Here is a 26,236-nt window from a genome sequence, read left to right as displayed (position 1 = left end):
TGGTGAAATATCTTGTGGGAGTGACGGAATGAGCGAAAGAGAATTACAGGAATCGCTTGCACTCCTCGAGCTTTACAGAGCACAGATCGAGGGGCTCGTGGAGCAGCAGCAGATCGTCCAGGCATCAATCGAGGAACACCTCAGGGCGAAGTCCACGCTAACTGGTGTGTCAAAAGCAGAAGAAGGTGCCGAAGTCCTCGTTCCCGTTGGCGGCAGTTCATTTGTTTTCGCGAGAGTGTCCTCGAACAACAAGGCGATTGTAGGCATAGGTAGCGGCGTTTCGATCGAGAAGCCGATCGATGAGGCCTTGAAAACAATCGAATCGAGATTGCAGGAGCTCGTTGAAACCTTCAATAAGCTCGCTGAGAGGAGATCGGCGCTTGAAGCGCAGAGCACACAGCTGACGAGGAAGATTCAGGAGACATACCAGAAGGCCCAAGGACAACTCTAGGACTGGTGGGACATTTGTTCGAGTCGCTGAAGAAGAAACTTTTCGGTTGGAAGAAAAAGGCGACTGAAGTCCCAGAGTCATCGGAAGCGATCATTGGTGACAGTGGTAAGAGGATCTCTGAAAGCCTATTGGACGAGGTGCTCTGGGATCTTGAAATGAACCTTCTCGAATCCGATGTTGCCCTGCCAGTTGTTGAGGAAATCAAAAATAGCGTCCGCGAGAGTTTGCTCGGAAAAAGGGTCGAAAGAGGATATGATCCAGCGGATGCCGTCGAAATGGCATTAAGAAACGCCATTGAAAAGGTGCTGAAGCAAGGGGAGTTCGATTTTGACGAGTTTGTGTCAAGGGCGGAGAAACCAGTAATCATAATGTTCGTCGGCATCAATGGTACCGGTAAGACAACAGCGATTGCGAAAATCGCGCACAGGCTTCAGAAAAGGGGGATGAGTTGCGTTTTGGCGGCATCTGACACATTCAGAGCTGGCGCTATCGAGCAGCTGACTGTGCATGCGGAGAGACTCAATTGCAAGATCGTGAAGCACAAACCGGGTAGCGATCCGGCAGCAGTTGCATTCGATGCTGTTGATCACGCGAGGGCAAGGAAAAAGGACGTCGTCCTCATTGATACGGCTGGCAGAATGCAGACAAACGTGAATCTCATGGACGAGATGAAAAAAATCAAGCGGGTTGTGAAGCCGCACCTCGTGATTTTTGTCGGCGATGCGCTCGCGGGAAACGATGCGATCGAACAAGCATCCACGTTTGACAGAGAAGTAGGGATCGATGCAGTCATCCTCACGAAGATCGATGCTGATGCAAAAGGCGGTGCAGCTCTATCGATTGCGCACGCGGTCAAGAAGCCGATTGCTTTTCTTTCGACAGGGCAGGGCTACGATGAAATCATTAAATTCGAAAGCAAATGGATGGTAGATCGTCTCTTTTCAAAAGACGCCGCTAGCTGACTAATTAACGAATGAATCGTGCGCATCTTATGAGGATTCACTTCATTTCCGTTACAGGAATTTATTAGGGAAGCATAGTGTTGCAAGAGTAAGCGCAAAGACTTTTGCGTCATTGACAAGGTTGTCTACTTTTGAATATTCGTTAACAGCATGCGCCACGCCCTCTACCGTTTGCCAGACGTAAGCGTCGAAGCCAGAAAGCCTGAACAGGTTTGCGCACGTGCCTCCACCAATACCCCTTGCCACCGGCTCTACACTCCTTACCCTCTTGATCGACGAAACAAGCGCGCTCATTGCCTCGGTATTCGTAGATGATGGCGGACCTGCCCTCGTCACCTGCTCCCTCTCAATTAAAATCTTTGCGCCCGTTCTTTCCTCGAAAAGATGTGCAACTGTCTCGATAGTTTTTTCCACCTCATCGACGTCTTGCTCCGGCAGTACTCGGAAGTCAAGGTAAAATACGTCTTCGGCAGGAATTGTATTGATATTGCCAACCGTCTGCAGTCGTTTCGTCGGCTCAAATGTTGAGTTTGGAGGAATAAAGAGCTCATTTGTATGTCTATACTTCTCCTCTAGATGATCGAGCAGAAACACCATGAATTTTGATCCCACCTTCATCGCATTGATCCCCTTGAAAGGCGAGGAGGCATGCGCTTGCTTTCCTTCGACTATGATCTTGAACCACAAAATTGACTTCTCGGCAACCTCGACAACTGATCCATCTGGAACGCCATAATCCGGCACGTAAACGATATCCCCGGAGCGGAACACACCCTCTCTTATGAGAAATTTGATACCCTTTTCGTTGCCGCACTCCTCATCAGCTACCATGGCAAGGCCCAATGTCTTCTCTCCCTCTAGTCCAAAACTGTTGAGTGCTTTTGCGGCAAAAAGAGAGGCAATTATTGCCTGGCCGTTGTCCTCCGCGCCCAAACCGTAGACCTTCCCATCCACGACGCGGGGAGCAAAGGGAGGATAAGTCCATCCTTCAAGATCCCCAGGAGGTACAGTGTCCATGTGCGTTACAATCCACACAGACTGATCAGAAGCGCCTCTCTTCTTTGCGACGATGTTCGGTCTCAATCTCAGGCGGACACGTTCGTCGAGCGCGTCGTACGTATCGATCTCTTCGAAACCGCATCTATCGGCCAATTCTTTAATATATCTGGCCCTTTCAAACTCACCATCCCCGCCATTGTCTGGACCGATGGCCGGAATCCTGATAAGCTCCTTGAGCGCCTCCACCATGTCGTCCTTGTAACTATCAATAACCGAGAACAGTTCGTCAGCGGTCGGCATCAAATCCCTTTGAATGAAAACGATTTATCCCCTTATAAATCATTGTCAAATCGATTTGAATCATTCAGATTGGCACAGCCTCGAAAAGTGCAAAGAGCGCTAGTAGTATTTTCACCTAGCCCTTTTCCCCCAGGCGGCTAATCGTACTTGTGAAATCCCCAACCAGTCTTACGACCGAGCCGCCCAGCCTGCACAAGTCTCCGTAGCAGAGGGCACGGACGATACTTCGGATCGCCGTACTCGGAGTAAAGGACTTCCATGATGTTGAGGCAAACGTCTAGACCGATGAGATCTGCGAGCTCGAGCGGCCCCATAGGATGATTCGCGCCGAGTTTCATTACCTGGTCGATTGCCTCGGCTGAGGCTACTCCTTCCATAAGACAGTAGGCGGCCTCGTTGATCATGGGCACGAGTATGCGATTCGTACAGAAGCCAGGAAAATCGTTCACTTCTACCGGAACTTTTCCCATCTTCACGGCAAGTGCTTTCACCAGCTCCTTCGTTTCCTCCGATGTTTGAATGGCTTTGATGACTTCAACGAGCTTCATTACAGGAGCGGGGTTGAAGAAGTGCATCCCCACCACTTTATCCTGCCGTTTTGTTGACGCTGCGAGCTCCGTGATGGGTATTGAGGAGGTGTTTGAAGCGAGTATCGTCCCGGGCTTGCAAATGGAGTCAAGCGTGGCAAACACCTGCTTTTTTGCAGTCTTGTCCTCGAGGATCGCTTCAATCACAACGTCGCATTCAGTCATGTCTTGAAGCCGGGTAGTGCCAGTCACTCTTGACATGATCTGTGATTTATCAGCTTCCGTTAGTTTGCCCTTTTCCACCGCCTTTGCAAGACCCTTTTCAATCTTTGCCATTCCCCCTTGAATGAATGCATCGCTGACATCGTTCAATAAGACCTCAAAACCGCTTTGCACGGCGACCTGCGCAATGCCGCTGCCCATCGTACCCGCACCAATTATTCCAATCTTCTTCACTTCATCAATTTTCATGCTCTCCCCTAGCCCACCTATATCAACCTTTACATTCTTACGATCATTGCAACTGCATTCCCCCCGCCGAGGCACAGCGTGAGCAGCCCCGTGTGCTTGTTCCTATCTTGCATAGCATAGAGTAAAGTGGTGAGGACCCTCGCACCGCTGCACCCGATGGGGTGGCCCAATGCAACGGCACCTCCGTTCACGTTGAAGATTTCATCAGGAACCCCTAACTCACGCTTGACAGCTACGGATGCTGTCGCGAACGCCTCGTTATGCTCGAAGAGGTCGATATCATCGATCGTCATATTATTTCTGCTAAGAAGCGCTCGCACTGTTGGAATCGGTGCTTCCATGATGTATTCTGGCTTGACACCGCTTGTGTTGTAGTCCACTATGGTTGCAATAGGCTCTATGCCACGGGTTTCGGCAAATTCTCTTGAAGAAACGACCACTGCTGCAGCTCCGTCGCTGATTTGCGACGAATTCCCAGCAGTGACCACGCCGTCCTCTTTAAAAACAGGCTTCAGCTTGGCAAGTCCTTCCAAGGAAATATCAGGTCTGACGCCCTCGTCAATTTTGAACTCTACCTCACCCTTCTTAGCACTCACCATTATTGGCACGATTTCTTTTTCGAAACGACCTGTTCGTATGGCCTCAAGGGCTTTGATGTGGCTTTGATACGCGAGAAGATCTGCTTCTTCTCTTGTCACATTGTACTTTTCAGCAACAATCTCCCCAGTCATGCCCATCAGCATGTTTACATTTGAATCGTAGAGGCCATCAAAAATCATGTGGTCGACGACCTTTCCATCGTTCATTCTATATCCCCAACGAGCTTGTGGCAGCAGGTAGGGGGCAGCACTCATATTTTCCATACCGCCAGCCACAATCACGTCGCACTCTCCAGCCTTTATAGCATTAGCAGCAAGCATTACAGATTTCAGACCTGAACCGCACATCTTATTGATGTTGAACGATCCGATTTCGCACGGAAGTCCCGCCTTGAGCGCAGCCATGCGCGCAGGATTTTGGCCAACTCCTGCTGGGAGACATATCCCCATGATACATTCCTGTATGTCGTTCGGTTCAAGACCTGCCCTTTTCACCGCTTCTCTGATCACCTGAGCGCCGAGTTCATAGACGGGTACGTCCTTAAGAGAGCCTCCAAATTTTCCAACAGCTGTCCTGGCAGCACTGAGTATTACGACCTCTTTCATTTTATTTCACCTTCAACTTTCCCTGATGATGCAAACTCTAACAATTGGAGATTATTTTAAAATTCCCTGAGTTCAAAAAACAGGCTGAATTTTTCGCAGGGACTTTGAAGCAAGTCTCTTGAGCGGTTTGCTCAAATGCCTGCGGGAGCACACGGGGGGCTCATACCATCCCTCTCTAATCCCGCGCTCCGCAACGCTGTATTCCGCCTCGTCGACTCGAGCTTTTGTACCGCAGCGTCTGCAACGGTAACCTGCGGATGAGCCGGCTGACTTCATATGTCTTCCGCAATTTGGGCAGAGGGGGTTTGCAACTTTTTTTCTGGCTTCCACTAATTTTAAGACTTTCAATTTTTCCAAGTTAAGCGTTCTAGGTTCTTCCCTCATTTCCCCGTATACGATTACCTTATCCCCGGGCCGAAGCTTTCTCACAACATACCTGAATCCTTTCGAAGGCTCGTAGGCAGTACAATCGATCGTTTGCGGGAAACGCCTAGGTTTCAGTTTGAAGACGACATGACCACCTTTTATTGTGACCGGATCGCTAGCAACATTTCCTTCAACGGCATAGGACCTATTGGGTTCCACCGATTTCCAATTGACTATGATATGATCGTCCGTGCCCTGATTTGTAAGGTAGATAATCCAGCTTTCTGGCCTCTCACCTCTGATCGACTCCATGGCAGGTATTAATTCCTCAAGATCATCGGCTCTAATGCCGAAGAGCACGGGACACGGTGAATGCGGGGCGATGGCAATTCTGCCACTATCAGAATCATAGTTATTGAAGGTAGAGGGGAAAGCATGATCGAGGGCTTTGACCGTTGCCTCATCGATCAATCTTTCTTTCCCCCAATTTATCTCTTGGCGATAGGTAATGATCTCATATGTTCGATCTTTTGGGCGCCAAGCAGCCGCAGCCGTCGCACCGATGATTCCTCTCCCGCCGGCGAGCTCATACTTAAAGGCGCCAAGCCTTGTTAATTCTTGCTCTACAAGGGATTTTTCCACGATTCCCCTCACTGCATCCCAGTAAAATATCTCTCGCGGTTTTTTAGGCGTGACAATAAGCCCAGGACTTGCTCCCTCGTCAATTTTCGACCACTTTGCAACGACTTCTCTACAGCGCCTTATAATCTCCGAGGGGTCGCCCCAAGATACGCCGTTTTCGTACGAATACAACGCGCGACCGGCAATCATGCCGATGTGTCGCTTCTTGCCTCGTCCCTTCCCCAACCTGAATGCAATTGCGCCATTACCGCGGGTTTTCCAGGGAACCGCTGGGTTGAGGCGCACGAGTCGGGGCATGCCTACTAAATCATACTCACTCAATTCCTCGATGATTTTCGTTGCTAAGTACGTCGTACACATACCATTTGTCGAGTCCGTATCATCAATAGCGACAATCATAGCGCACCTTTTTGGTCGGAGTCACACACCTCGCAACTTCATTAAATTTTCGTGATTTTGATCCAATTTCAAAAAGTGGCATCGTATTGATTTTTGTATATCTCAATTGACTTCAAAAATAGAAATTCTCCGTTGTCTGAAACATCAGCACCTGCAAAGATTACTGTGCCTGGATTAGGCGCTTCATCGATGATAGATGAGCCGCAGAATGCTCGTATAGTATGACTGTAAAAGTCTGAAAGTTCTAATATCCATCCACCTTTCGCCTCCCTCACGTTGCTCACCTCGCAAAGAATAATGATATATCTACCATCTTCTCGTGGGATTTCACTGAAGTTCGTGATCGGAGTCGGTTCTAAACAACTCAGAGTGAAAAGTAACGTGAGACAAGTGATTGCGAGCGCTCCTAAAATTGCTATTTTTCTTTCCATAAACTCACCGGCATCGCTATTTAGCACATATCGAGCGGCGATTCGTAGATGGTGGTTACAATTAGTTTTTCACTGCACCTGATCTGGGTTGATTTGAAAGAGGTTAAACCAAAAAAGTTGTCAATTTCCCATAGTGAGAAATAAAAGGAATGATGGCAATATACCAGATGTGTCAAAACCGCTTCATGTTCAGTTTGCCCTACACATCTCACTTACACTCTTCATTGTAGGATTACTGCTAATTGGAGCCTCTGCGGTTTCATTTTTTTCAGGTTCTGAACTAATACCTAAGGCTTGGTGTTATTACTGCGTGGCAATCGGCATTATTCTCCTAGTTATTGGTATTGGATGGGGTTTGAAGTTCTTTTCAATGGCCGTTAGGTTTCGCAGGTGGATTTCGACAAAAAGCAAATCGGAGTTCATTTCGAATCTTGATGAGATTGAATATCTTGCGTGGAGACTGCCAAAGAAGTACGAAGCTGATTTGAAAAACAAGAAAAGAGAATTTAATTTGAAGTAATATTTGATTCAAGCTTTCTTTTTTTGACGTGTTTTTTGTCTATGGATTAGATCGGAGGGACCCCTTTATTTCCTGTGGAAGATAAGTTTTATTCATGCAGCGACATGATTGCTATATTCATTTACCGAATTACAAACCATCATATTTGAACATTGATTTCAGACAATTTCCGCATCAGTGTTGACCTTAGTGCTATGGAAAATTCAAAAGATATACTTACACAATTCGAATACACTATGTCATTTATAATCACATTTTTGCTGAGCCATGAAATAAGGCCGTTCGTTTTCTCGTTATAAGGTAATTCCAAAGACATCGATTCAAAATTTCCGAAGCGATTGGTTATGAAGTTGAGGATTTCCGTCACTCCAACTCGATCCTTTGCAGATGTGAGAATTACACCTGCTGTATCCTTATAGGACTCTAAAAGACGCTTGCGATCCTTAAGTGCAATGTCGTCCAGCTTATCTGTCTTATTACCGATCAACAAAATGTTCCTAGGATCTACCTGGGGCAGAAGAATTTTCATACTTGCATTAATCTTTCTTTCTATTTCAGCCACACTCTCTGAAATATCAACAACAAGCAATACTAAATCTGCCTCAAATATATCATCAATTGTGTTTTTGAAAGATTCGATGAGGAAGACGGGAAGATTGTCGAGAAACCCGATTGTATCTATAAGAATGACGTTCTTTTTCGTTTTACGAATTCGCGCAGATAAAGGTCGCAATGTCGAGAACATTTTCTCATCAATAACAGTATCTTTATTTGTAAGTGCAGAGAACAAACTTGACTTTCCAGCATTAGTGTATCCTGCAAGAGATACAATGTAAGCATTATTTTCTTCTTTTTTGTTAAATTTAAGATGTGATCTGCGAAGCTCCTTTAATTCATCATCGATCTTTTTTACTCTTCTTCTTATTAGATCGTAGTAAATCGATGCTTCGTATTCACCGCCTGAGAAATGACCCGCCCGTTCTCCGATTTTTATTCTATGAATCCACTCACGAATGAATGGTATTTCGTATTTGAGCCGTGCTCTCTCAACTTGAAGTTTTGCTTCCTTACTTCGAGCTTTATTGGCAAAGATTTCGAGTACAATTCCAACACGATCAATGCATTTTATCTTCAATTCTCTTTCCAGATTGAATTGCTGAGCTGGTTTTAGATCTCCGTTAACGACCACAAGATCTGCAGGGAGCTGTGAAAGAAGCGCTTTGACGGATTCTAATTTACCTCTGCCTAAGAATGTAGACGCTTCTGGTGAGTTCCTTCTCTGAATTACTTCACAATATACTCTATACCCGGCAGACTCGATAAGATCTTCTAGTTCTTTTGTATTCTTGCTAATAGTGAGCACTATCGCGTTCCCTCTTATTCCTTCATGTATTATTTCTCCGTCTGGAACTTCATTCATGGTAATCTCGCTGCGACTTTAATGTCGACTTCTTAAATTTCAAGGCTTAATTAAATTAATAAAAAGAACGGTGTCTTTATCGTTTCGCTCAGTAGTGCTTATAGTTATTAAAATGTTGGATAGTATTTCAAATTATTTTTGATAGAAATTTGAATATAATCTCAGATACAATCGTTTGTAATAATGTCAAGCTCTTTATATTGTGTCTTTGGATTGTATTTTCTTGAAAGCTTTATTTTGTCAAACTTTTTGATTAATACTTCATTAAGGACATTGGCCTTTCCAGAGAATAAATGGCCGCCAAAAGCTTCAAATTTTGAGTTTGAAACAGAACAATGCAAATGAATCGGGACGTCGGTGTTAATAGTAATTGAGCCGGTCAATGATAACAATTCGTGAGGTTGCCCGAAGTATTTTTTTATATATTCCCTTCCAGTGAAGTATCCAAGAGTAAATTCTCTTAATATACCTATCCCGCTGAATACCCATCCACACTCTACACCGTATTTCTCTGCCACCCTAATCAGATTTGAATGAACATCTTCGCCGTCTTCAAGCTTCACGATAATGACATCTTCCTCCTTACTACAGAGCATCTCAATTCACCTTCAACGAATATAATTATTCAATTTATAAACTAAAGTCTTATTGTTAATCACAGCACGAAAGCTAGGGGAGAATGCCTCGATTTGGAACGGAAAAAAGTCTATAAGTGATCAAAAGAGCATGCATTGATCATTGAAACTCCAAATGAAATGAGGATCTTAAATCCTTCTTGACATATCGAAGCTTGCCACTCATCCAGATATCTATGATCTCACATCAAAAAGGCACAACAGTGATCCGACAACCTCCACAGGAAATAAAGGGGTAGGACATCATGAAGAGATTTTTCCTTTTTATCCAGAAAGATCTAGATCTGCACCAGATGCCTAGTATTTTTTTGAACGAAGATAAAAATAAAGTTCTTGTAATACAGAACGCTATTCGATAGTTTGTTCAAAGTAGGATTTGATTTCCATCGGAAACAAAGGGGTGGGATGCATTGCTCCCATACCTTTTTATCTTGGGGGGAGGACCCAAATGGAAGACAACATCTTTCAACCATATCTCAAATCAAAACCACTCTTCAAAAAGAATCGCGAAATTCTAAGGCCCTCGTACATACCAGATGAACTTCCTCATCGACAGCAGCAAATAAATCAGCTCGCAGCGGTGCTTTCCACAGCTTTAAGGGGGGATCGACCATCAAATGTTTTGATTTTCGGAAAGACTGGGACTGGCAAAACAGCATGCGTCAAGTATCTCGGTAATGAAATGAGAAAGGCTGATACTACTTCTAATCGCATAAATTTCTTTTATATGAATTGTGAAGTTGTGGACACTCAATATGGCGTGCTTCAGAACATTGGAAATCGCCTTATCAGCGATTTTGGGGAGAGAATCCCGTTTACTGGGTGGAGTACAGAGAGAGTCTACAACATCTTAAAGGAAAAAATTGATGATGAGGGAAAAGTCAACATCATAGTGCTTGACGAGCTCGACAAATTGGTTTACAAGAGTGGAGACGACGTTCTTTATCATCTTTCAAAAATAAATGATGATCTAGCAAAGGCAAAAGTCTCGCTCATAGGGATATCTAACGATCTCACATTCACCGAATTTCTGGATCCACGTGTAAAAAGTAGGTTGGGAGAAGAAAAAATGGTTTTCCCGCCGTATAACGCTGAGCAGCTCCAGGACATTCTCAGTCAGAGGGCCACGCTTGCATTTGAAGATGGCGTGCTTGAACCAAGTGTGATTCCACTGTGCGCGGCACTCGCGGCCCAGGAGCACGGAGATGCGAGGCGCGCTCTTGACCTGCTGAGGGTTGCCGCAGAAATAGCCGAACGCAATCATGATGAAAAAATCACAGAAGCTCACGTCTATAAGGCGAAAAATAAAATTGAGCTTGACTGCGTGACGGAGGCAATAAGAACACTGCCAACGCAGTCCAAGCTCGTACTAATGAGTATTGTGCTGCACGAAGAAAAAGGTCACGAGAGACTGACGACTGGTGATGTGTACGAACTTTATAGAGAACTATGCAGGGCTATAGGCGTTACCGTTCTGACCCAAAGGAGGATTACCGATCTTATCTCGGAGCTGGACATGCTTGGAATTATTCATGCACGGGTAAGGTCTTTCGGGAGGGGCGGAAGGACGAAGGAAATTGAACTTAGCGTTCAGCCACACGAAGCAAAAAAGGTTTTAGAAGAAGATGAGATGTTGCGCGGGCTCAAAAACTTCAGACCGAAGACCCAGACAACCCTCATTTAACGCTTAGGTGATTATTCTTAGGCCGGCAGAAATTTATACACACTAAAATGCGTAGCAGAATTTACTTTCTAATTTTTCCCCTTCCTTTTTTTCGACAGTCCCCCCTCCTTTCTAATGATTTTTACGGAAAAACCTTTTCAATTCCATAGAGATGCTTGTACCTTTGCTTTTTAATATGAGGCTCGTGGCGTCCAGCAGAATGGGAACGAGAACAACGATTGTTATTGTAATAATGAGATTCGTTTTGCTGTTCTCAGGTATATTCGCGGGAGCATCTCCACCAAACCATAGCTTCAACAATCCGAACCACGGCAACTCGCCTCTAGCCTTTCCTCGAATCCAATCATCTTTAACTGGCTCTCTGAAAATCGAAATCTGATCGTAATAGCCGTAGAGAATTCCCCCCTCAGTGATGAAGTTGTGATCCCCCATTGTGATCAAGCCGCCGTGAGGCATCTTGCCACTTGCATTAAAGTATTGCAATATATTAGCAATATCAAGGCGAACTGTTACGCCGAGATAACCGACTTGGTAGATCTCAACAACTGTTTTTAGATTCCACCAGACATGCTCTCCGCCTGGTAGAACTCTCCATTGAGACTCAGGAAGAAGCGATAGCGAAGGAATGTCGAATCCCCCTCCCGTCGCATTGTAAATGATTCTGCAAAAAGCCCTGTGGATTATCGGCGTTGAACTTGAATCGGCGCCTCTTGTATAGATGATCACATCCCCATAATCTCCATAGGTTCTGTGGTTACCTGCGACCCCTTCGATATAAGTAATTATCGAGTCGCCTCTAGCCTTTTTTACGATAACGATATCTCCAGTATCGATCACGCCGATAGAGCTTTTCAAATCGCTGTGTTGCATGCTGCTGGATTCTACTACTACCATCGGGGGCCACACTCCGCTGTACGCGAAAAGTACAAAAAACATCACAAGTACGGCAGCAAGCGCAACGCCGATGTTGACTGCCATTCGAATAACGGCGTTCTTGATCATTGGTTCACTTTCCCGTGGATTGATAAGCATGAAATGATAAGAAATAATCGCCTCTCATACAATGGCGCCTTGCTGAAGATCAATTGAACTTGCTAACGCGGAAATACAAAGCCTCATTGTTACATAAGAAAAAAGGATATACTCAACGTTCATACATCCTGTAGCGATGGCAAGACCAGACAACGACACTTACTTCATGAAGATGGCTGAATTAGTGGCTACCCGCTCAACATGTTTAAGAAGACAGGTGGGCGCCGTGATAGTGAAGGAAAAGCGCGTTCTTGCAACGGGTTACAATGGTGCCCCAAGAGGCCTCAAACACTGCGCAGAAGTGGGGTGTGTGAGGGTTCAAAACAATGTTGAATCCGGTACGAGACACGAGTTGTGTCGAGGCGTTCATGCCGAACAGAATGCGATCATTCAGGCCGCCTATTTTGGAGTAAGTATCAAGGGTGGCACGATTTACACGACAAACTTCCCCTGCGTCCTTTGTGCGAAAATGTTAGTAAATGCTGGTATAGAGGAAGTGGTTTATAAGGACGAATATATCGACGAGCTCTCAAAGAATATTCTCAATGAAAGCAAGGTTCGAGTTAGGCGTTTTGGGTGAATTCCTCGGCGTTTGCCGAAAGATTCCCAGGAGAAGCGGCGATCCTGGCTATAATTGGGTCGCTTCGATTTTTCGACGATCAATTAACTAAAGCTATATATATGAAGATAATGTTCAACTCGCTGCAATCCGGGGAGAGTCTGGTGACACGAGCAGAAACGCTTCTTGAAATAAAAAAGGCAGAGGAAGAAGCGGAACAAATCGTCCGGGAAGCCCAGGAAAAACATAAGGCCATGATAGCCGCTGCCCGGAGGGAAGCCGCGCGAAAATTAAAGGAAAGCGAGGAGAAGCTCAGGGTCGAATTTGAAGCGGCCGTCGCTCGGGAGAAAAGCCGCATCGCATCTCAGAAGGAGGAAATACTGAGGCGTGGAAGGGAAGAAGCCGAAAAGGTTAAGAAAATGGCCGCTGAGCGCATTCCACAGGTCAAAACTTATCTGAAGAACGCTTTTGAGAGGGCGATCGATGTTTCTGCCAGAGCAAATGGTTAAGGTTCTTATCGTCGGCAGTAAGGATCAATTAGAAAGAACAGTCGATCTGCTTTATGAACTCGGATGCGTTCATTTGATTGATTTTCCATCCGGTGAACAAGGGATCAGTCTCGGCTCTCCATTGCCGTCAGCCTCAGACGCATCGCAAAAACTTTTGCGATTAAGAGCGATAAAAAAGGACCTCGGAATAGATGAGCTGAGGGCCGCTGAACCTATCGCAGTTGATGTGATTGCAGAACAACTTGACAAGACCATTGAATCATTGCATTCCGAAATATCAGATGTCATGGAGTCAAAGAAGAAGATTGAGATACGTTTAGGAGAGCTGGAACAAGAACGGAGGAATCTTGAGCCTTTTGCATCACTGCCTCTTGAACTAGATCATTATAGAGGATACAAGTCTATTGCCGTAATGACGGGATATGTGAGAACAGATCCCGAAGGCGTTCTGAGAGAAGCACTTCATAAATTTGAATTATTTACGAGCGAGGACAAGAAATTCGTTGCTTTATTCGTAGCAAGGGAGGAAGCCGATGAGGCGCAGCGCATCCTAGTCCAGCATGGTTTCTCGGAAGTACCCGTTCCGCATGGAAGTGGCGCTCCAAGCAAGCGGTTAGCGACAATCCTCGACGAGGAGAAAATTCTCAGAGAGAATCTCGGTTTCCTTCTGGCGAAGCTCGACGAACTCAAGGAAAAACACGCCCTGCTGGCGTTAGCTATTGAAGAACATCTCAGTATAATCGTGGAAAAGTCCGAGACACCTTTGCGGGTTGGCGCCACTAAACATTCGTTTATAGCGGAAGCCTGGGTGCCGGAGAAGGATTTCGAGAAATTAGAAAAAACACTTCAACAACACCTTGGCGATCGAATTTACGTGGAGACCCTGGCGAGGGTTGAAAGGAAAGTGCATAAAGAAGAAATCAAAGACGATCGGAACGAAGAAACCCCGGTTAAAGTCGAAAACCCCAAACCCGTTAATCTGTTCGAATATCTCGTTGAGCTCATTTCTCTACCAAAATACAACGAGCTGGATCCGACGCCGATGATCTCAATATTCTTTCCTATGTTCTTTGGTCTTATGGTCGGAGATGTGGGATACGGCATTCCATTTGTAATCCTCGGCTACCTGGGGCTGAAGAAATGCGTTAGTAATGAATGGCGAACCATCGCGACGATGCTATTCTTTGGTGGTATATTCACAATCATCTTTGGGTTATTCCTCTTTGGCGAGGCTTTCGGTTTGCATTTTGCACCGAGTGCCCACGGTGAGGTGACTTGGTCAAGCCTGCTGGGAATAGAAATCCCGCATCACATTGAACTGGGCGCGATATCGATCCCCATTGGAATTTACAGCAAGCTTCATGATGTGAAAATGCTCCTCTATATAACCATCTGGATTGGAATTGCCCATCTGTTAATCGGATACATTTTGGGGTTTGTGAATGTTACGATTAGGCACGGATTAAAGCATGCAATATTCGAGAAACTCAGTTGGCTTTTGATTCTAATAGGTTTGGTGATGGTCGCCCTTTTCCTCCTTGACGTCCTCATCCTGGGGAAACCAATGGACTTCATGGATGTGAGGATGTTTGCTGGCCTCGGTTTACTCGTATGCGGGATGGCCATTGGATTCAAAGGGGAAGGTGCGAATGTTGTATTAGAAATCCCTGGTCTTCTCAGCAATATAATGTCCTATTCAAGATTGGCCGCCATAGGAATGTCCAAGGCTGGGATGGCACTTGCGTTCAACGCGATAGCCATTGAAATGATTGCCCCAGCAGGCGGAGTGATGATTGCGGTTGCATTCGTCATCTTTGCAATCGGTCATTTGATGATTTTTATACTTGCAATCATATCGGCAGGACTGCACGGTATAAGATTGCAGTATGTGGAGTTCTTCACGAAGTTCTATGAAGGCGGAGGAGTTAAATTCAATCCGTTGAGAATACGAAGGAAATACACAAAGGAGGTGTGAGAAAATGGCAATAGAAGCGGGACTAATCGCTTTGGGAGCCGGTCTAGCCATAGGCCTCGCTGGCCTTGGAGCCGGTCTCGCCGAAAAGGACGTAGGTACTGCAGCCGTCGGTGCTATGGCCGAGAATGAGAAACTCTTCGGCAAGGGCCTGATATTGATGGTCATTCCGGAGACTATAATCATTTTCGGTCTTGTCATGGCTATTCTACTATGGGTAAAGATGTAAGCCATCGGATGAATAAGGAGTCTGACCATGGCACTCGATGCAGTCATCAGGGATATCCTGGCAAAGGCGAAATCAGAGGCAGAAAGCCTGATCTCTAGTGCAGAAAAGGAAAGCGACTCGATTCTTAAAGAGTCTGAGGCATCGATAGCACAGAAGCGAAGGGTACAAGAGAAGCAGCTGGAAGAACTCACTAGGCGACTCGTACGGCAGGAGGTTTCGAGCGCTGAGCTGGAGGCAAAAAAGATCGTACTCAATGCGAAGAAGGAGATACTCGATCGCACCTTCAGTGAAGTGCTCGATGAACTCTTCAAAATGGATCGAGGAAATAGGGCGAGAATTTACGCAAACATACTACAGAAAACCAGGGGAGTGCTTGCAGATCCTAAGGTCTACTGCCCAAAAGGCGACGCATCGCTGCTTGAGGGTACCGTGCCGAGGGAAAGAGTCACTGAGGTAGATATGGAACCGGGGCTCATTGTCGAAAGCGCTGACGGAATGCTTCGACTCGATTTTAGATTCAGAACACTCCTCGAGGATATCTGGGAAAGGGAAATGAAGAGCGTGTCGGCAATCTTATTCGGGTGAAGTTATGGGGATTTTCCGTGGGAAGAGTGGTAATTACGCATATGTCTGCACTAGAATTAAGGCCAAGAAAAGCCTTCTTCTCACGCAGGACGTCTATCCCAAGCTACTCATGATGGATCTGAATGAGATAGGCCGTTTCCTAGGGGAAACGCAATATCATGTGGAAATGGCAGAACTTGCCTCGAGGTATTCAGGAGTCGATCTCATTGAGCTAGGAACGAGCCGCAATCTTGCAAGGGTGTACAGGCAAATTATTGGATTTTCCAGAGGCGAACTCAAAGAAATGATTTGTAGTTATCTTGCCAGGTGGGACGAATGGAACATAAAAACAATTCTGCGAGGAAAATATGCTGGTGCGACTATCGAGGAAATACAGGAAGATCTCGTCCCAGCAGGAAGGCTTGGAGAAGATGCGCTTAATAATCTGCTTATGAAAGAAACTGTCGACGAAGTGCTCGAGACATTGAAAACTGATGAAGGTATCGTATTTCCAGATGAAGTGCTCGCCGCATACAGAGAATCTGGAACTCTAGAGCCGATCGAGGAATATCTCGATAAGATCTTCTATTCTCGTTTGCTTGCGACAATTTGTCCGAGCACTAAGCCAGGAAAGTTATTCTTAGCCTTTGTGAAAAAGGAAATCGATGTCGTAAACCTGAGGACGCTATTGAAGCTTAAACGCGAAAGCGTGTCGCCTGATAAATGCAAGGATTATTTCGTTGAGGGCGGCAGTGAACTAACAATGAAAGAACTCCTGAGCCTCGCCAGCGTTGAGAATTTTGACCGGCTCGTCGAAGAGCTCGCGAGATTTTCTTTCTACGAGGATATTAAAGAGGGTCTGCGTGTGGCTAGAGAAACCGGGTCCCTGATGCAGGTGACTATGGAGCTTCAGAAACACCTTATCAAGCAGGCTGAAACGTTTTCGCACATCTATCCTATATCGATTATCCCTGTACTTGATTACATCATTAGGAAGAAAATCGAAGTTGATAACATCAGGATCATTGCCCGGGGGAAAGAAAGCGGGCTTGATAATGAAATCATTAAGAATCTGCTGGTGATATGATGAAAATCGCAGTACTCGGAACTGAGGAATTTGTTCTCGGATTCCGCCTTGCGGGCGTTACCTGCGTATTCAGAGCTGACAAACTGAAGGAATTCGAGGAAAAGCTCCTTGAACTTATGCAGGACACCTCAATCGGGGTACTGGCAGTAGATTCATCTATGCTTGAGAAATTGAGCGTGAGTACGAGAAGGAAGGCACTTGAAAATATCGCTCCGGTCGTCGTTCCAGTAGGTCGCGAGGAAGGCGACCTGAGAGATAAAGTTAAACGTGCTATCGGTGTTGACTTATATAAGACTCAGAGGGATTAATATGGGAAAAGTTGGAGAGATTTACAGGGTGGCCGGGCCAGTCGTTACCGCAACAGGTATTTCGCCGAGGATGTACGATGTCGCTCTTGTCGGCGAAGAGAAGCTGATGGGGGAAGTCATCAAAATTTATGGCAATAAAACGGTCATCCAAGTATATGAGGATACTTCGGGACTGCGACCTGGAGAGAAGGTCTGGGATACGGGTCAGCCCCTCGTTGCTGAACTTGGTCCAGGTTTGCTTGGCAGTGTTTACGACGGCATTCAGAGACCGCTGCCCGTGTTGATGAAGACTATGGGGGACTTCATCAAAAGAGGTGTTGCCGCACACGGACTTGATCTCCAGAAAAAGTGGGAATTCATACCCCTTGTGAAAGAAGGCGATAGCGTACGTGCGGGTGGCGTAATCGGAAAGGTACGGGAAGGACATATGGACCACAGAATCATGGTGCCACCAGATGTGTCGGGAAATGTAGATTGGATTAAAGAAGGTCAGTTTACCGTCGAAGAGCCTGTATGCGCGGTTTCAGGGAAGGAAGTAACAATGATGCAAAAATGGCCTGTGAGAGTCGGACGCCCCATATCGAAGAAAACTATGCCAGACATACCTCTCGTAACTGGACAAAGGATATTGGACACGCTTTTCCCGCTGTCGAAGGGCGGTGCTGGTGCGATTCCTGGAGGGTTTGGTACTGGAAAAACAGTGACGCAGCAGCAGCTGGCTAAATGGAGCGATGCCGACGTCGTTGTTTACATAGGGTGCGGAGAGAGGGGAAACGAAATGACGGAGGTGCTAGTGACGTTCCCAAAGCTAGAAGACCCAAAAACAGGGAAACCACTGATGGAAAGAACCGTACTGATCGCAAATACATCCAACATGCCAGTAGCAGCAAGGGAAGCGTCCGTGTATACAGGCATGACCATTGCAGAATACTACCGCGATATGGGTTATGACGTCTCGCTGATGGCCGACTCCACTTCCAGATGGGCGGAGGCCATGAGGGAGATTTCCTCTAGACTTGAAGAAATGCCTGGAGAGGAGGGATTCCCAGCTTATCTGGCGGCAAGGCTCTCGGACTTTTACGAGCGTGCTGGAAAGGTAGAGACTCTCTCTGGCATGAACGGCTCTGTCACAGTCGTAGGTGCTGTATCTCCACCAGGCGGTGACCTGAGCGAACCGGTGACCCAAAACACGCTCAGAATCGTGAGGGTCTTTTGGGCACTTGACTCCAAACTAAGAGAGCGCAGGCATTTCCCTGCGATTAACTGGCTTACGTCTTATTCTCTTTACACAACGAACCTCGATACTTGGTTTAGAAAGAATGTCGCTGAAGATTTCCCTGAATTGAGGGCATGGGCCATGGAAATCCTCCAGAGGGAAGCTGAATTGCAGGAGATCGTCCAGCTTGTTGGGTCAGATGCGCTTCCGGATGAGCAGAAGCTCACCCTTGAAATCGCTCGTATGATCAGAGAGATCTTCCTCCAGCAAAATGCGTATCATCCTGTCGACACTTACACGCCGCTTAGGCGACAGTACGTTTTCATGAAGACTATCAAGAGGTTTAGCGACCTCGCGAAACGCGCAGTCGAGCAGGACGTTCCTGTTGAAACGATCACAGAACTGCCCGTCAGAATCAGACTTACGAAATCGAAATTCGAGCCAAACGTGGATGAAGAATTGGAAACGATTAACAAGGAAATGGATGCGCAGTTTGAATCACTGGGGGGTAAGACATGATCTCAAAAGAATATCGGACAATTTCTCAGATAGCCGGCCCACTGGTGTTTGTCGAGAAAACGGAGCCAGTTGGATATGGAGAACTCGTCGCTGTTTCGCTTCCAGATGGAAACACAAAGCGAGGGCAAGTACTTGATACTTCTCACGATACTGTGGTAATCCAGATTTTTGAGGGAACTTCGGGTATAGAAAAGTCTTCGGGTGTGCGTTTTCTTGGCGAAACGATGAAGATGCCAGTCTCGCAAGATATGCTCGGTCGAATCCTTTCTGGTTCCGGTGAACCGCTTGACGGTGGGCCGCCGATTGTGCCTGAGGATCGCCTAGATATCGTCGGTGCTGCTATTAATCCGTGGGCAAGAGATGAACCAAAGGAGTTTATTCAAACTGGCATCTCAGCGATTGATGGGATGAACACCCTTGTCAGGGGCCAGAAACTTCCCATATTCTCGGGAAGCGGTCTGCCTCATAACGACATAGCGCTTCAAATCGCTAGACAGGCGAAGGTGTTAGGAAAAGAAGAGGAATTTGCTGTGGTCTTCGCCGCTATGGGCATTACGAGCGAAGAAGCGCAGTATTTCATGTCTGACTTCGAAAAAACGGGAGCGCTGAAGAGGGCCGTTGTGTTCATGAACTTAGCTGATGACCCTGCTATTGAGAGAATTATCACGCCGAGACTCGCGCTCACCACGGCCGAATATCTTGCATTTCAGCTCGACATGCACGTGCTCGTCATTCTTACGGACATCACAAACTACTGCGAAGCGCTCAGACAGATCGGCGCGGCTAGAGAAGAAGTGCCAGGTAGAAGGGGATACCCTGGGTACATGTACACAGATTTGGCAACGCTTTATGAAAGGGCTGGTAGAATCAAAGGGAAAAAAGGATCCATTACGCAGATCCCGATTCTTTCCATGCCAGGCGATGACATCACTCACCCAATTGCCGATCTGACGGGATATATCACTGAAGGTCAAATAGTTGCTGCCAGGGACCTCCATCGAGCAGGCATTTATCCACCGATTAATGTTGGCGCGTCGCTATCGAGACTCATGAATGCTGGGATCGGTGCGGGGCTTACGAGAGAAGACCACAAGGCCGTTTCTGATCAGTGCTATGCTGCTTACGCTGAAGGCAGGGATCTTAGGGGTCTGGTGGCAATCGTAGGCAAAGATTCGCTTTCGGAAAGAGATAAGAAATTCCTTGAGTTCGCTGATCTCTTTGAGCGGAGGTTTGTCAGACAGGGAAAGGAGGAAGACAGGGACATAGAGACGACGCTCGAGATCGCATGGGAACTGCTGGCAACGCTTCCAGAATCTCAGCTAACGCGTATTGATAGAAAGTACATCGAGAAGTACCACCCCGCGCACAGAAAGAGTGAGTGAGATGGCTAGGCGTGAGTTGAACCCGACGCGCTCTGAACTTCTTGAGATCAAGAAAAAAATCAAGCTGACTGAGGCCGGCTATAAGATTCTCAAAATGAAACGCGACGGCCTCATACTTGAGTTTTTCAAGATTCTCGAAGAAGCGAAGAATGTAAGGGCAGAGATCGTGCGTGATTATGAAAGGGCGATGCAGAAGATCGCCATCGCAAAGGCTGTCGAGGGGGTAATCGCGGTCAAATCGGCTGCGTTTGCTCTGAAGGCTCATCCTGAAGTCAAGGTAAAGAGCAAGAACATCATGGGTCTGGTCGTGCCTGAAATCGAGACAACAACCATCAAGACGACAACAGAAAAAAGAGGATATGGAGTCATCGGGACCTCGCCTTTCATTGATGAAGCAGCTGCGGCCTATGAAGAGCTCTTAGAAACGATCGTCAGGGCTGCGCAGATTGAGACGACAATGAAGCGCCTCCTAGACGAGATAGAAAAGACGAAGAGGAGGGTAAACGCCCTTGAATACAAGGTTATTCCAGAGCTTAAAGAAGCCGAGGAATTCATTGAGTTCAGGCTCGAAGAGATGGAAAGGGAAAACATTTTCCGCCTCAAACGCATCAAGCAGAAGGCGGAGGCAACGGTGTGAGAATCTTTAGTATCTCTGAAGAAAAGAAAAGAGAACTTGTATTCAAGCTTGTATGGATCGTTTCCACATTCATGCTTGTTCTTGGATTCATTGTAATAATACTGTTCTGGAATGCGTGAATTTCAACACATACTGGTTATTCTATTTCAATTGAAATTTCTTACAAAACATCTTCCAGTCCCGAGATGCACGATTGGCAATTTGGCCGGGTCAGGATTGAAATTGTGCATACGCTGGTAGGTTGTTTGTGCCTGCCAAGTCGACGCATTGATGATCCTAATCCCCCTATAATCAGACACCCCAGCTCCGTGCACATGCCCAGTGACGAAAATATCTGGCACGGGGTCGATCACAAGAAAATCCTTTTTTTCTGGGGCGATGGGAGTTTTTCCGCCATATATCGGTGCTAGATGCCTCCGTCGCAGCATCTCTCTCATTGCTTCAATGGGATTTGCGTAAGTTAAACTCTGGATATTTCCAACAAAGTCATCAATGCTCCTGCCGTGATACGAAAGAATGATCCTTCCTTCTACTTCTACGAAGCAAGGGTTGCCTACCATGATGATTTTTGAATCAAAGAGGTCCCTGATCTCCTTCGGAAATGCTGGTTGAGGCTCCGCAAGACGCACAGCGTCGTGATTGCCTGGTTGCATGATAACAGTTACCTCATCAGGAAGCTCTTTCATGAGATCGCTCAGCGCTTCATATTGCTTGAAAATATCATCAATAGCAAGCTCCTCCTCTTGATCTGGGAAGACACCTATCCCGTCAACGCAATCGCCAGGTATAACCAAGTAGCTGACACCAGATTGAACACCTTCGTGTTTGAGCCAGGACACCATCGCATCCCATTGTTTCCTGAGGAAAGTTTTGCTTCCTACATGGACATCAGACGCAAAGGCGACCATCGAACTTGAATCGTTTTTCTCAAATCTGGTTTTGAGGGGGACATCGGGTCGGATGATTTCTTGAGCAACAATCATCTCTCCTTTCTTGTTAGGTCTTCCAACAACACCAATCACTTCATCCGCAATTACGGATTCGCTGATCAGTGGAGAATCCTTAGGGATGAGGACAAGACAGCGCTCTTCATCATCTTCAATCTCAATGATCTTGTGTCCCATTTTTGTAGACCTGACCTCGTTCACCATGCCAATGATTCTAACTTCACGGTCGAACTTGAGGGCCTTTGAGATCGAGAGAACTCCCGCTAATTCTCTTCTATGAATAAGCATCCGCTTTATCGCGTTGAAACGATCAAGAAAATAACGCGCAAAGTCCGAGATATTACCCTCGCACGTCGAATTGCCCGTTATATCCTTCAGAATTCGCACGTCGCCGACCGTTGAGGTGATACCCCCTGAAGACCCTTCCGATCGAGAAACCGTAATCTTCTGCTCAGGAATTTCATCGGGAGATTCCAGAATTTCGGCCGTTCTCACTAATTCTAGTATGTCTTCTTTGGTCACAATCAAAGGATGCTGCTTCATGGATGAAATGGCTGACTTGATAAATGCGATTGGATCCTCTTTTGAAAGGACGAAATCCAAAGCACTAGGCTCGAGCAGTACGCCATTCCCTGCTAGAATTTCAAGCACACGCTCTCTCATTTGCACGGATCAACAAGGAGTCCCATTTAAATACTTTTTCTGGTATCGGGGTGGCATGCCTCTAATCACAGCGCGTGTCAAATGCTTTCCAACGGAAGATCCAGAAAAGGTGAAAAAGGCCATTCTGAACATTTTTCCAGAGAGCATCATCGATGAATCTGAGAACGGGTTCGTTGCTACAGCAAATTCATGCGAAAGACTTGCCGAGCTTGTCAGAAATATGAAGATACTAGACTCAGCGAGGGCCGTTTTGCTTCGGGGGAAGCGCAACAATTCGGTCAAGATCAGGATCAATAAGCAGGTTGCATTCGTTGGCAAGCTTAGCTTCATCGAGGATCGTGACCCGCCGCTAGGCTCCATTGAAGTTGTGATTGAGGACGAACGCATCGATGAAATCATTGATAAGATTGCGCCCAGCACAACTGGTGACGAGGTGAATTCATGATAGCCGTTTCATCGCCCGTATTTTCCATGCTTGATTTTGAAATGGCGTTGGGGTTTGTGAGCCAGAAATTCGATGCATGGGAAATTATTGGAGAGGGGCGCCACTTCCTCCCCAGCATCGAAAAGCAGTTTTTGGAAGTTGCACCTTCATATCCGCTGCAATTTTCAGCCCACGCCCCTTTGAGTGACGTCAATATCGGAAGCTTGAATCCCCGATTGCGAGAGGCAGCGGTGAGGGAGATAATCGATGGATTAAAGTCAGCGAACCGCATGAATTTTGACGTATATACAATTCACCCTGGATTCTGGTCCCCTATAGGACTTCTCGACAAAGAGGGCGTATACGAAGCAGTTCACAAATCATTGTCAGAGATTGAGAAGGCGTCAATGGATACCGGTGTAAGGGTTGCGCTCGAGAACATGCCTAATATGCAGATCAGCATGGGAAGAACACCGGATGATTTGATGAGGATGCTTGATGGTTTTGAAATCGATATTTGTTTTGACGTAGGTCATGCTCATACCTGTCAATCAATTGATGAGTTTTGTAAGCTTACTAGCCGCTTCGTCAACGTGCATGTGCATGACAATCGCGGTGAATATGATGAACATCTCCCAATCGGCTCTGGAACGATCGATTTTAGGAGGGTGCTTAAATTACTTACTGGTTATAAGGGGAGATTGGTCATAGAGGCACGGAGCATGCCTGATGCCGAAATTTCAAAGGAACGATTGGAGAAGCTATTGGCTGAAGCTAGATGAAGTACCTTCCACATCTCATACATTCAAATCTTCCATCGCGGTATCTCGCCTCTGCAGCCCCGCAGTAAGGACAGACAATTTTGAAGTAACCAGCTCCGTACATGTCTAATGTGGCAACGCGGTCGCTTTCGCTCCCTTCAGCATTGTCTCGCAGGTACATTGCCTTCTTGCCAGCATCCCTCCCTGCACGGACGTCGATGGAATCAGGCCATACCTTCCTTCCCAAGATAGCGCCGAGCGCTTTCGAAGCGTAGTTAACAAAATAGATGAATCCAATTACAACCCAAACGAGAATAAAAAGCCCCATAATTATCTGAGAGGGAATGCCTTCGAAAACCATAGTCGGTATCGACAAGTAATCGACCATGAAGTGGAGCATGATTGCGGCGTAGATACCTTCTTTGAGAAAGAGATAGCCGAGCGCCAGTCCTGCCATAAATGTTGGAAGGAGTTTGTAAGCGTCCCAGGAGAAGATATGTGCAACGCTGAAGAACGCGCTCGAAATCAATAAAAAAGTGATCTCGGCCTTGCCCAAAGAGAAATGTCCTCCGAGGAAATATCGTCTTAATTTCTGTCGCTTTCTTCTAAAGAAATCTACAAAAAGAAGGGGCATGCCGATGAGGAGCATTCTGCTTACAATTTCTTCCCATACAGAAGCGTTGGCAAAACTGTAAAGAAGCTTCCAGAGCTCCTTATCGACCGTATCTGGCGTCGTTGGCGTGATACCAAACGCATCAAGGATCAAATAATATACTATGTTAAAAAAGAGAACTGCGAAGAAAATCGTCCCTACTGTGTATATCGCGCTGTGGTTTTCAATTTTTCGCTCTACAGACAGTTCCCTGATGAATATGCGCCAGCTTTTGATCATTAAGAATATGAAAGAGCTCACGATCGCCACAATGAGAAGAATATGGTAAACAGCAAATGAAATCCCACTGAGTTCTACGATATTAATGATCCATGGTACTATGATAAATAGTGTAGTGTGATAATATGGCGTCTCAGGGATCACGATATTAACACTCCAGATGAGTATGAGAATGTTCAAAATTGTCACAGCAATGAGACTGAGTATCACATAAGTTCCTATTCCCCGTATGATTTGCTTAAATGTGACCAGGAATGGTTCAACGCTTGGAGGGGCTATTACTGGGATCTCCACCTGGATGTTAAATGGTTGCCCGCAGAATGCGCAAAAATTTGCATCCTTTACGACAGGCCGTCCACATCGCGGACAATATCGAAAATGATGCTGAGGAGAAGGTGAGGCTTCTTCAGTTGCCACGGGCTTTCATTTCCAGCGCTCTATTTCTATTTGTCGGTCCTTGTATTCGACGATAAAAAAAGATGGTATCATAACCATGTCTTTTCACGACTGGATTAGAAGCGATATAAAGAGAGTGGCAAAAAAATTGTGGAAACTTTTATTAGGTATCGGGGTCTTTTCGGACAAGCCGATTAGGAGGCTAAAAATGGATGATGATGTAACCGGCAAGAAGGTTGAATTTGTGACGATAAGCGCTGAGAAGATACCGTTCGGTAGGAATAATTTTATCGAGGTGGCCAGAAAAAAGGCAATCACGGAGGATGGCGAAAACGAGTTCATCTCGCTCTCAAGGGGCTACTACCTCCCTGACGGCTCCGAAAGGTTCAAAAAATCTTTGACGATTCCGGATGACCCCCAAATCAAGGCGTTCATCGTTGAAAAGATCTCGTCAATGTAAGCGTGGGAAAATATAGTTCTCGAGTGGCTATAGATGGGGACATATTGATTTTTTATCTGGATTATTTTAATTTGCCGCTCTGCGCTTTATTTTCTTAAGGAATCAGCTAAGAGTAGCAATTCCAAATAGGACCTTCGCTCATTTCTCCGCAAGTTGAGTTCATTCATCATCGACGAGATTTCTTCTTTGCCTTTATCCAGGTTAGTGCCAGAATATTCGATTTCGACGAAATCGCCCAACCCTTCCACGCGATCTAAGCAGATGGTGAGCGAGTCTTTACTGAAGACCGTCCTCTCTTTAATGACTTCCCTTAATGGTCTGAATCCAAGTCTTACCAGCAATTCAACAAGCAATTTGCAGTCTGAAATTACCACTTCAATCTCTTCGCGTGTTTTTGTTGTAAAATCCAGTTTTGGACCTTTGTAGGTGAGTGTGCATTTACCATCCTCCACTCTGACGCGAAGCGCCTCATCCGTATCCGCAAAATTCCGACTCGGATGAACAAAATACGTATCTACTTGGTTCATTGATCCGCACTTGACCGCCCCCATGGTCATAAGACGCTTTGCCACTGTTTCCAAATCATCACAGTATGCCTTCATCTCAATTTCCAGCATGCATAGAGAGAGAGGAATCATGAATTAAATAGTATCGACTTACGGCGCCA

Annotated in this window: 29 protein-coding genes; 18 read left to right on the top strand and 11 right to left on the bottom strand. The window is 46.1% G+C overall.

Features of this window, described 5'->3' with window-relative positions; all coding sequences use genetic code 11:
- Both pfdA and ftsY read left to right on the top strand, forming a co-directional pair.
- A partial coding sequence (gene pfdA / locus QW087_04795) for a prefoldin subunit alpha (protein MEM2944038.1) occupies window positions 1-451 on the top strand: 451 nt, incomplete at its 5' end.
- A 14-nt stretch (window positions 452-465) separates the two neighbouring features.
- The gene (ftsY, locus tag QW087_04790; GenBank protein MEM2944037.1) at window positions 466-1,413 is read left to right on the top strand and encodes a signal recognition particle-docking protein FtsY; all 948 of its coding nucleotides are present in this window, start codon (window positions 466-468) and stop codon (window positions 1,411-1,413) included.
- Window positions 1,414-1,464: 51 nt separating this feature from the next.
- Here the strand turns inward: ftsY and QW087_04785 are convergent, their stop codons facing one another.
- From QW087_04785 to QW087_04765, 5 genes are all read right to left on the bottom strand, one after another.
- Window positions 1,465-2,712, bottom strand: coding sequence for a M20 family metallo-hydrolase (locus QW087_04785; GenBank protein MEM2944036.1), 1,248 nt, complete (start codon window positions 2,710-2,712; stop codon window positions 1,465-1,467).
- 137 nt (window positions 2,713-2,849) lie between these two features.
- Entirely contained in the window at window positions 2,850-3,710 is an 861-nt protein-coding gene (locus QW087_04780) for a 3-hydroxybutyryl-CoA dehydrogenase (protein ID MEM2944035.1), read from the bottom strand.
- 29 nt (window positions 3,711-3,739) lie between these two features.
- Complete coding sequence (locus tag QW087_04775; protein ID MEM2944034.1) at window positions 3,740-4,915, bottom strand: acetyl-CoA C-acetyltransferase; 1,176 nt, start codon at window positions 4,913-4,915, stop codon at window positions 3,740-3,742.
- 72 nt (window positions 4,916-4,987) lie between these two features.
- Window positions 4,988-6,322 (bottom strand): tRNA(Ile)(2)-agmatinylcytidine synthase, encoded by a 1,335-nt coding sequence (locus QW087_04770; GenBank protein MEM2944033.1) that lies wholly within the window; start codon window positions 6,320-6,322, stop codon window positions 4,988-4,990.
- A 68-nt stretch (window positions 6,323-6,390) separates the two neighbouring features.
- Window positions 6,391-6,753, bottom strand: a complete 363-nt coding sequence (locus QW087_04765; protein MEM2944032.1) for a hypothetical protein — start codon at window positions 6,751-6,753, stop codon at window positions 6,391-6,393.
- 133 nt (window positions 6,754-6,886) lie between these two features.
- On the opposite strand from QW087_04765, the gene QW087_04760 reads away from it, so the two are divergent.
- Window positions 6,887-7,273: a DUF3198 domain-containing protein gene (locus QW087_04760; GenBank protein ID MEM2944031.1), complete on the top strand. Its 387-nt coding sequence runs from the start codon at window positions 6,887-6,889 to the stop codon at window positions 7,271-7,273.
- 139 nt (window positions 7,274-7,412) lie between these two features.
- Here QW087_04760 and hflX read toward each other — a convergent pair whose 3' ends face one another.
- Both hflX and QW087_04750 read right to left on the bottom strand, forming a co-directional pair.
- Entirely contained in the window at window positions 7,413-8,693 is a 1,281-nt protein-coding gene (gene hflX, locus QW087_04755; protein MEM2944030.1) for a GTPase HflX, read from the bottom strand.
- 161 nt (window positions 8,694-8,854) lie between these two features.
- The gene (locus QW087_04750; GenBank protein MEM2944029.1) at window positions 8,855-9,256 is read right to left on the bottom strand and encodes a DNA-binding protein; all 402 of its coding nucleotides are present in this window, start codon (window positions 9,254-9,256) and stop codon (window positions 8,855-8,857) included.
- A gap of 520 nt (window positions 9,257-9,776) precedes the next feature.
- Here QW087_04750 and QW087_04745 point away from each other — a divergent pair.
- Window positions 9,777-11,012: an ORC1-type DNA replication protein gene (locus tag QW087_04745; protein ID MEM2944028.1), complete on the top strand. Its 1,236-nt coding sequence runs from the start codon at window positions 9,777-9,779 to the stop codon at window positions 11,010-11,012.
- Between the two features lie 111 nt (window positions 11,013-11,123).
- On the opposite strand, the gene QW087_04740 is transcribed toward QW087_04745, so the two are convergent.
- A complete protein-coding gene (locus QW087_04740) occupies window positions 11,124-12,014 on the bottom strand; it encodes a S26 family signal peptidase (GenBank protein MEM2944027.1) in 891 nt (296 codons plus the stop codon).
- Between the two features lie 166 nt (window positions 12,015-12,180).
- Between QW087_04740 and QW087_04735 the strand changes: the two genes are divergently transcribed.
- From QW087_04735 to QW087_04685, 11 genes are all read left to right on the top strand, one after another.
- Entirely contained in the window at window positions 12,181-12,624 is a 444-nt protein-coding gene (locus QW087_04735) for a cytidine/deoxycytidylate deaminase family protein (protein MEM2944026.1), read from the top strand.
- A 143-nt stretch (window positions 12,625-12,767) separates the two neighbouring features.
- On the top strand, window positions 12,768-13,112 hold the full coding sequence (locus QW087_04730) for a hypothetical protein (protein MEM2944025.1): 345 nt from the start codon (window positions 12,768-12,770) through the stop codon (window positions 13,110-13,112).
- Window positions 13,087-15,087 carry a V-type ATP synthase subunit I gene (locus tag QW087_04725; protein MEM2944024.1) on the top strand — a complete coding sequence of 667 codons (2,001 nt, stop codon included), beginning with the start codon at window positions 13,087-13,089 and terminating at the stop codon, window positions 15,085-15,087. The genes QW087_04730 and QW087_04725 overlap by 26 nt, the downstream gene beginning before the upstream one ends.
- Before the next feature lie 4 nt (window positions 15,088-15,091).
- The gene (locus QW087_04720) at window positions 15,092-15,313 is read left to right on the top strand and encodes an ATPase (protein MEM2944023.1); all 222 of its coding nucleotides are present in this window, start codon (window positions 15,092-15,094) and stop codon (window positions 15,311-15,313) included.
- Between the two features lie 27 nt (window positions 15,314-15,340).
- Window positions 15,341-15,898: a V-type ATP synthase subunit E family protein gene (locus tag QW087_04715; protein ID MEM2944022.1), complete on the top strand. Its 558-nt coding sequence runs from the start codon at window positions 15,341-15,343 to the stop codon at window positions 15,896-15,898.
- Window positions 15,899-15,902: 4 nt separating this feature from the next.
- Window positions 15,903-16,964 (top strand): ATP synthase A1 subunit C, encoded by a 1,062-nt coding sequence (gene ahaC / locus QW087_04710; GenBank protein MEM2944021.1) that lies wholly within the window; start codon window positions 15,903-15,905, stop codon window positions 16,962-16,964.
- The gene (locus QW087_04705) at window positions 16,964-17,272 is read left to right on the top strand and encodes a V-type ATP synthase subunit F (GenBank protein MEM2944020.1); all 309 of its coding nucleotides are present in this window, start codon (window positions 16,964-16,966) and stop codon (window positions 17,270-17,272) included. The genes ahaC and QW087_04705 overlap by 1 nt, the downstream gene beginning before the upstream one ends.
- 1 nt (window position 17,273) lies before the next feature.
- On the top strand, window positions 17,274-19,007 hold the full coding sequence (locus QW087_04700) for a V-type ATP synthase subunit A (protein MEM2944019.1): 1,734 nt from the start codon (window positions 17,274-17,276) through the stop codon (window positions 19,005-19,007).
- On the top strand, window positions 19,004-20,389 hold the full coding sequence (locus tag QW087_04695; GenBank protein MEM2944018.1) for an ATP synthase subunit B: 1,386 nt from the start codon (window positions 19,004-19,006) through the stop codon (window positions 20,387-20,389). Before QW087_04700 ends, QW087_04695 begins: the two co-directional genes overlap by 4 nt.
- Before the next feature lies 1 nt (window position 20,390).
- On the top strand, window positions 20,391-21,026 hold the full coding sequence (locus QW087_04690; GenBank protein ID MEM2944017.1) for a V-type ATP synthase subunit D: 636 nt from the start codon (window positions 20,391-20,393) through the stop codon (window positions 21,024-21,026).
- Window positions 21,023-21,145 carry a hypothetical protein gene (locus QW087_04685; GenBank protein MEM2944016.1) on the top strand — a complete coding sequence of 41 codons (123 nt, stop codon included), beginning with the start codon at window positions 21,023-21,025 and terminating at the stop codon, window positions 21,143-21,145. Before QW087_04690 ends, QW087_04685 begins: the two co-directional genes overlap by 4 nt.
- Before the next feature lie 27 nt (window positions 21,146-21,172).
- Here QW087_04685 and QW087_04680 read toward each other — a convergent pair whose 3' ends face one another.
- Window positions 21,173-22,636, bottom strand: coding sequence for a DNA-directed DNA polymerase II small subunit (locus tag QW087_04680; protein MEM2944015.1), 1,464 nt, complete (start codon window positions 22,634-22,636; stop codon window positions 21,173-21,175).
- 55 nt (window positions 22,637-22,691) lie between these two features.
- Here QW087_04680 and QW087_04675 point away from each other — a divergent pair, with 55 nt between their 5' ends.
- Together QW087_04675 and QW087_04670 are read left to right on the top strand one after the other, a co-directional pair.
- The gene (locus QW087_04675; protein ID MEM2944014.1) at window positions 22,692-23,081 is read left to right on the top strand and encodes an RNA-binding domain-containing protein; all 390 of its coding nucleotides are present in this window, start codon (window positions 22,692-22,694) and stop codon (window positions 23,079-23,081) included.
- Complete coding sequence (locus tag QW087_04670) at window positions 23,078-23,842, top strand: sugar phosphate isomerase/epimerase family protein (protein MEM2944013.1); 765 nt, start codon at window positions 23,078-23,080, stop codon at window positions 23,840-23,842. Before QW087_04675 ends, QW087_04670 begins: the two co-directional genes overlap by 4 nt.
- Here the strand turns inward: QW087_04670 and QW087_04665 are convergent.
- The gene (locus tag QW087_04665) at window positions 23,835-25,130 is read right to left on the bottom strand and encodes a CPBP family glutamic-type intramembrane protease (protein ID MEM2944012.1); all 1,296 of its coding nucleotides are present in this window, start codon (window positions 25,128-25,130) and stop codon (window positions 23,835-23,837) included. The two genes, QW087_04670 and QW087_04665, sit on opposite strands and share 8 nt — an antisense overlap.
- Before the next feature lie 187 nt (window positions 25,131-25,317).
- Here QW087_04665 and QW087_04660 point away from each other — a divergent pair, with 187 nt between their 5' ends.
- Window positions 25,318-25,569: a hypothetical protein gene (locus QW087_04660; GenBank protein ID MEM2944011.1), complete on the top strand. Its 252-nt coding sequence runs from the start codon at window positions 25,318-25,320 to the stop codon at window positions 25,567-25,569.
- 86 nt (window positions 25,570-25,655) lie between these two features.
- Here QW087_04660 and cyaB read toward each other — a convergent pair whose 3' ends face one another.
- The gene (gene cyaB, locus QW087_04655; GenBank protein ID MEM2944010.1) at window positions 25,656-26,186 is read right to left on the bottom strand and encodes a class IV adenylate cyclase; all 531 of its coding nucleotides are present in this window, start codon (window positions 26,184-26,186) and stop codon (window positions 25,656-25,658) included.
- Between the last annotated feature and the right edge of the window lie 50 nt (window positions 26,187-26,236).

It is taken from the genome of Methanomassiliicoccales archaeon, assembly GCA_038850735.1.
GTDB lineage: Archaea > Thermoplasmatota > Thermoplasmata > Methanomassiliicoccales > JACIVX01 > JACIVX01.
The sequence above is the reverse complement of the archived record's forward strand: the minus strand, read 5'-3'. Positions and strand labels throughout refer to the sequence as shown.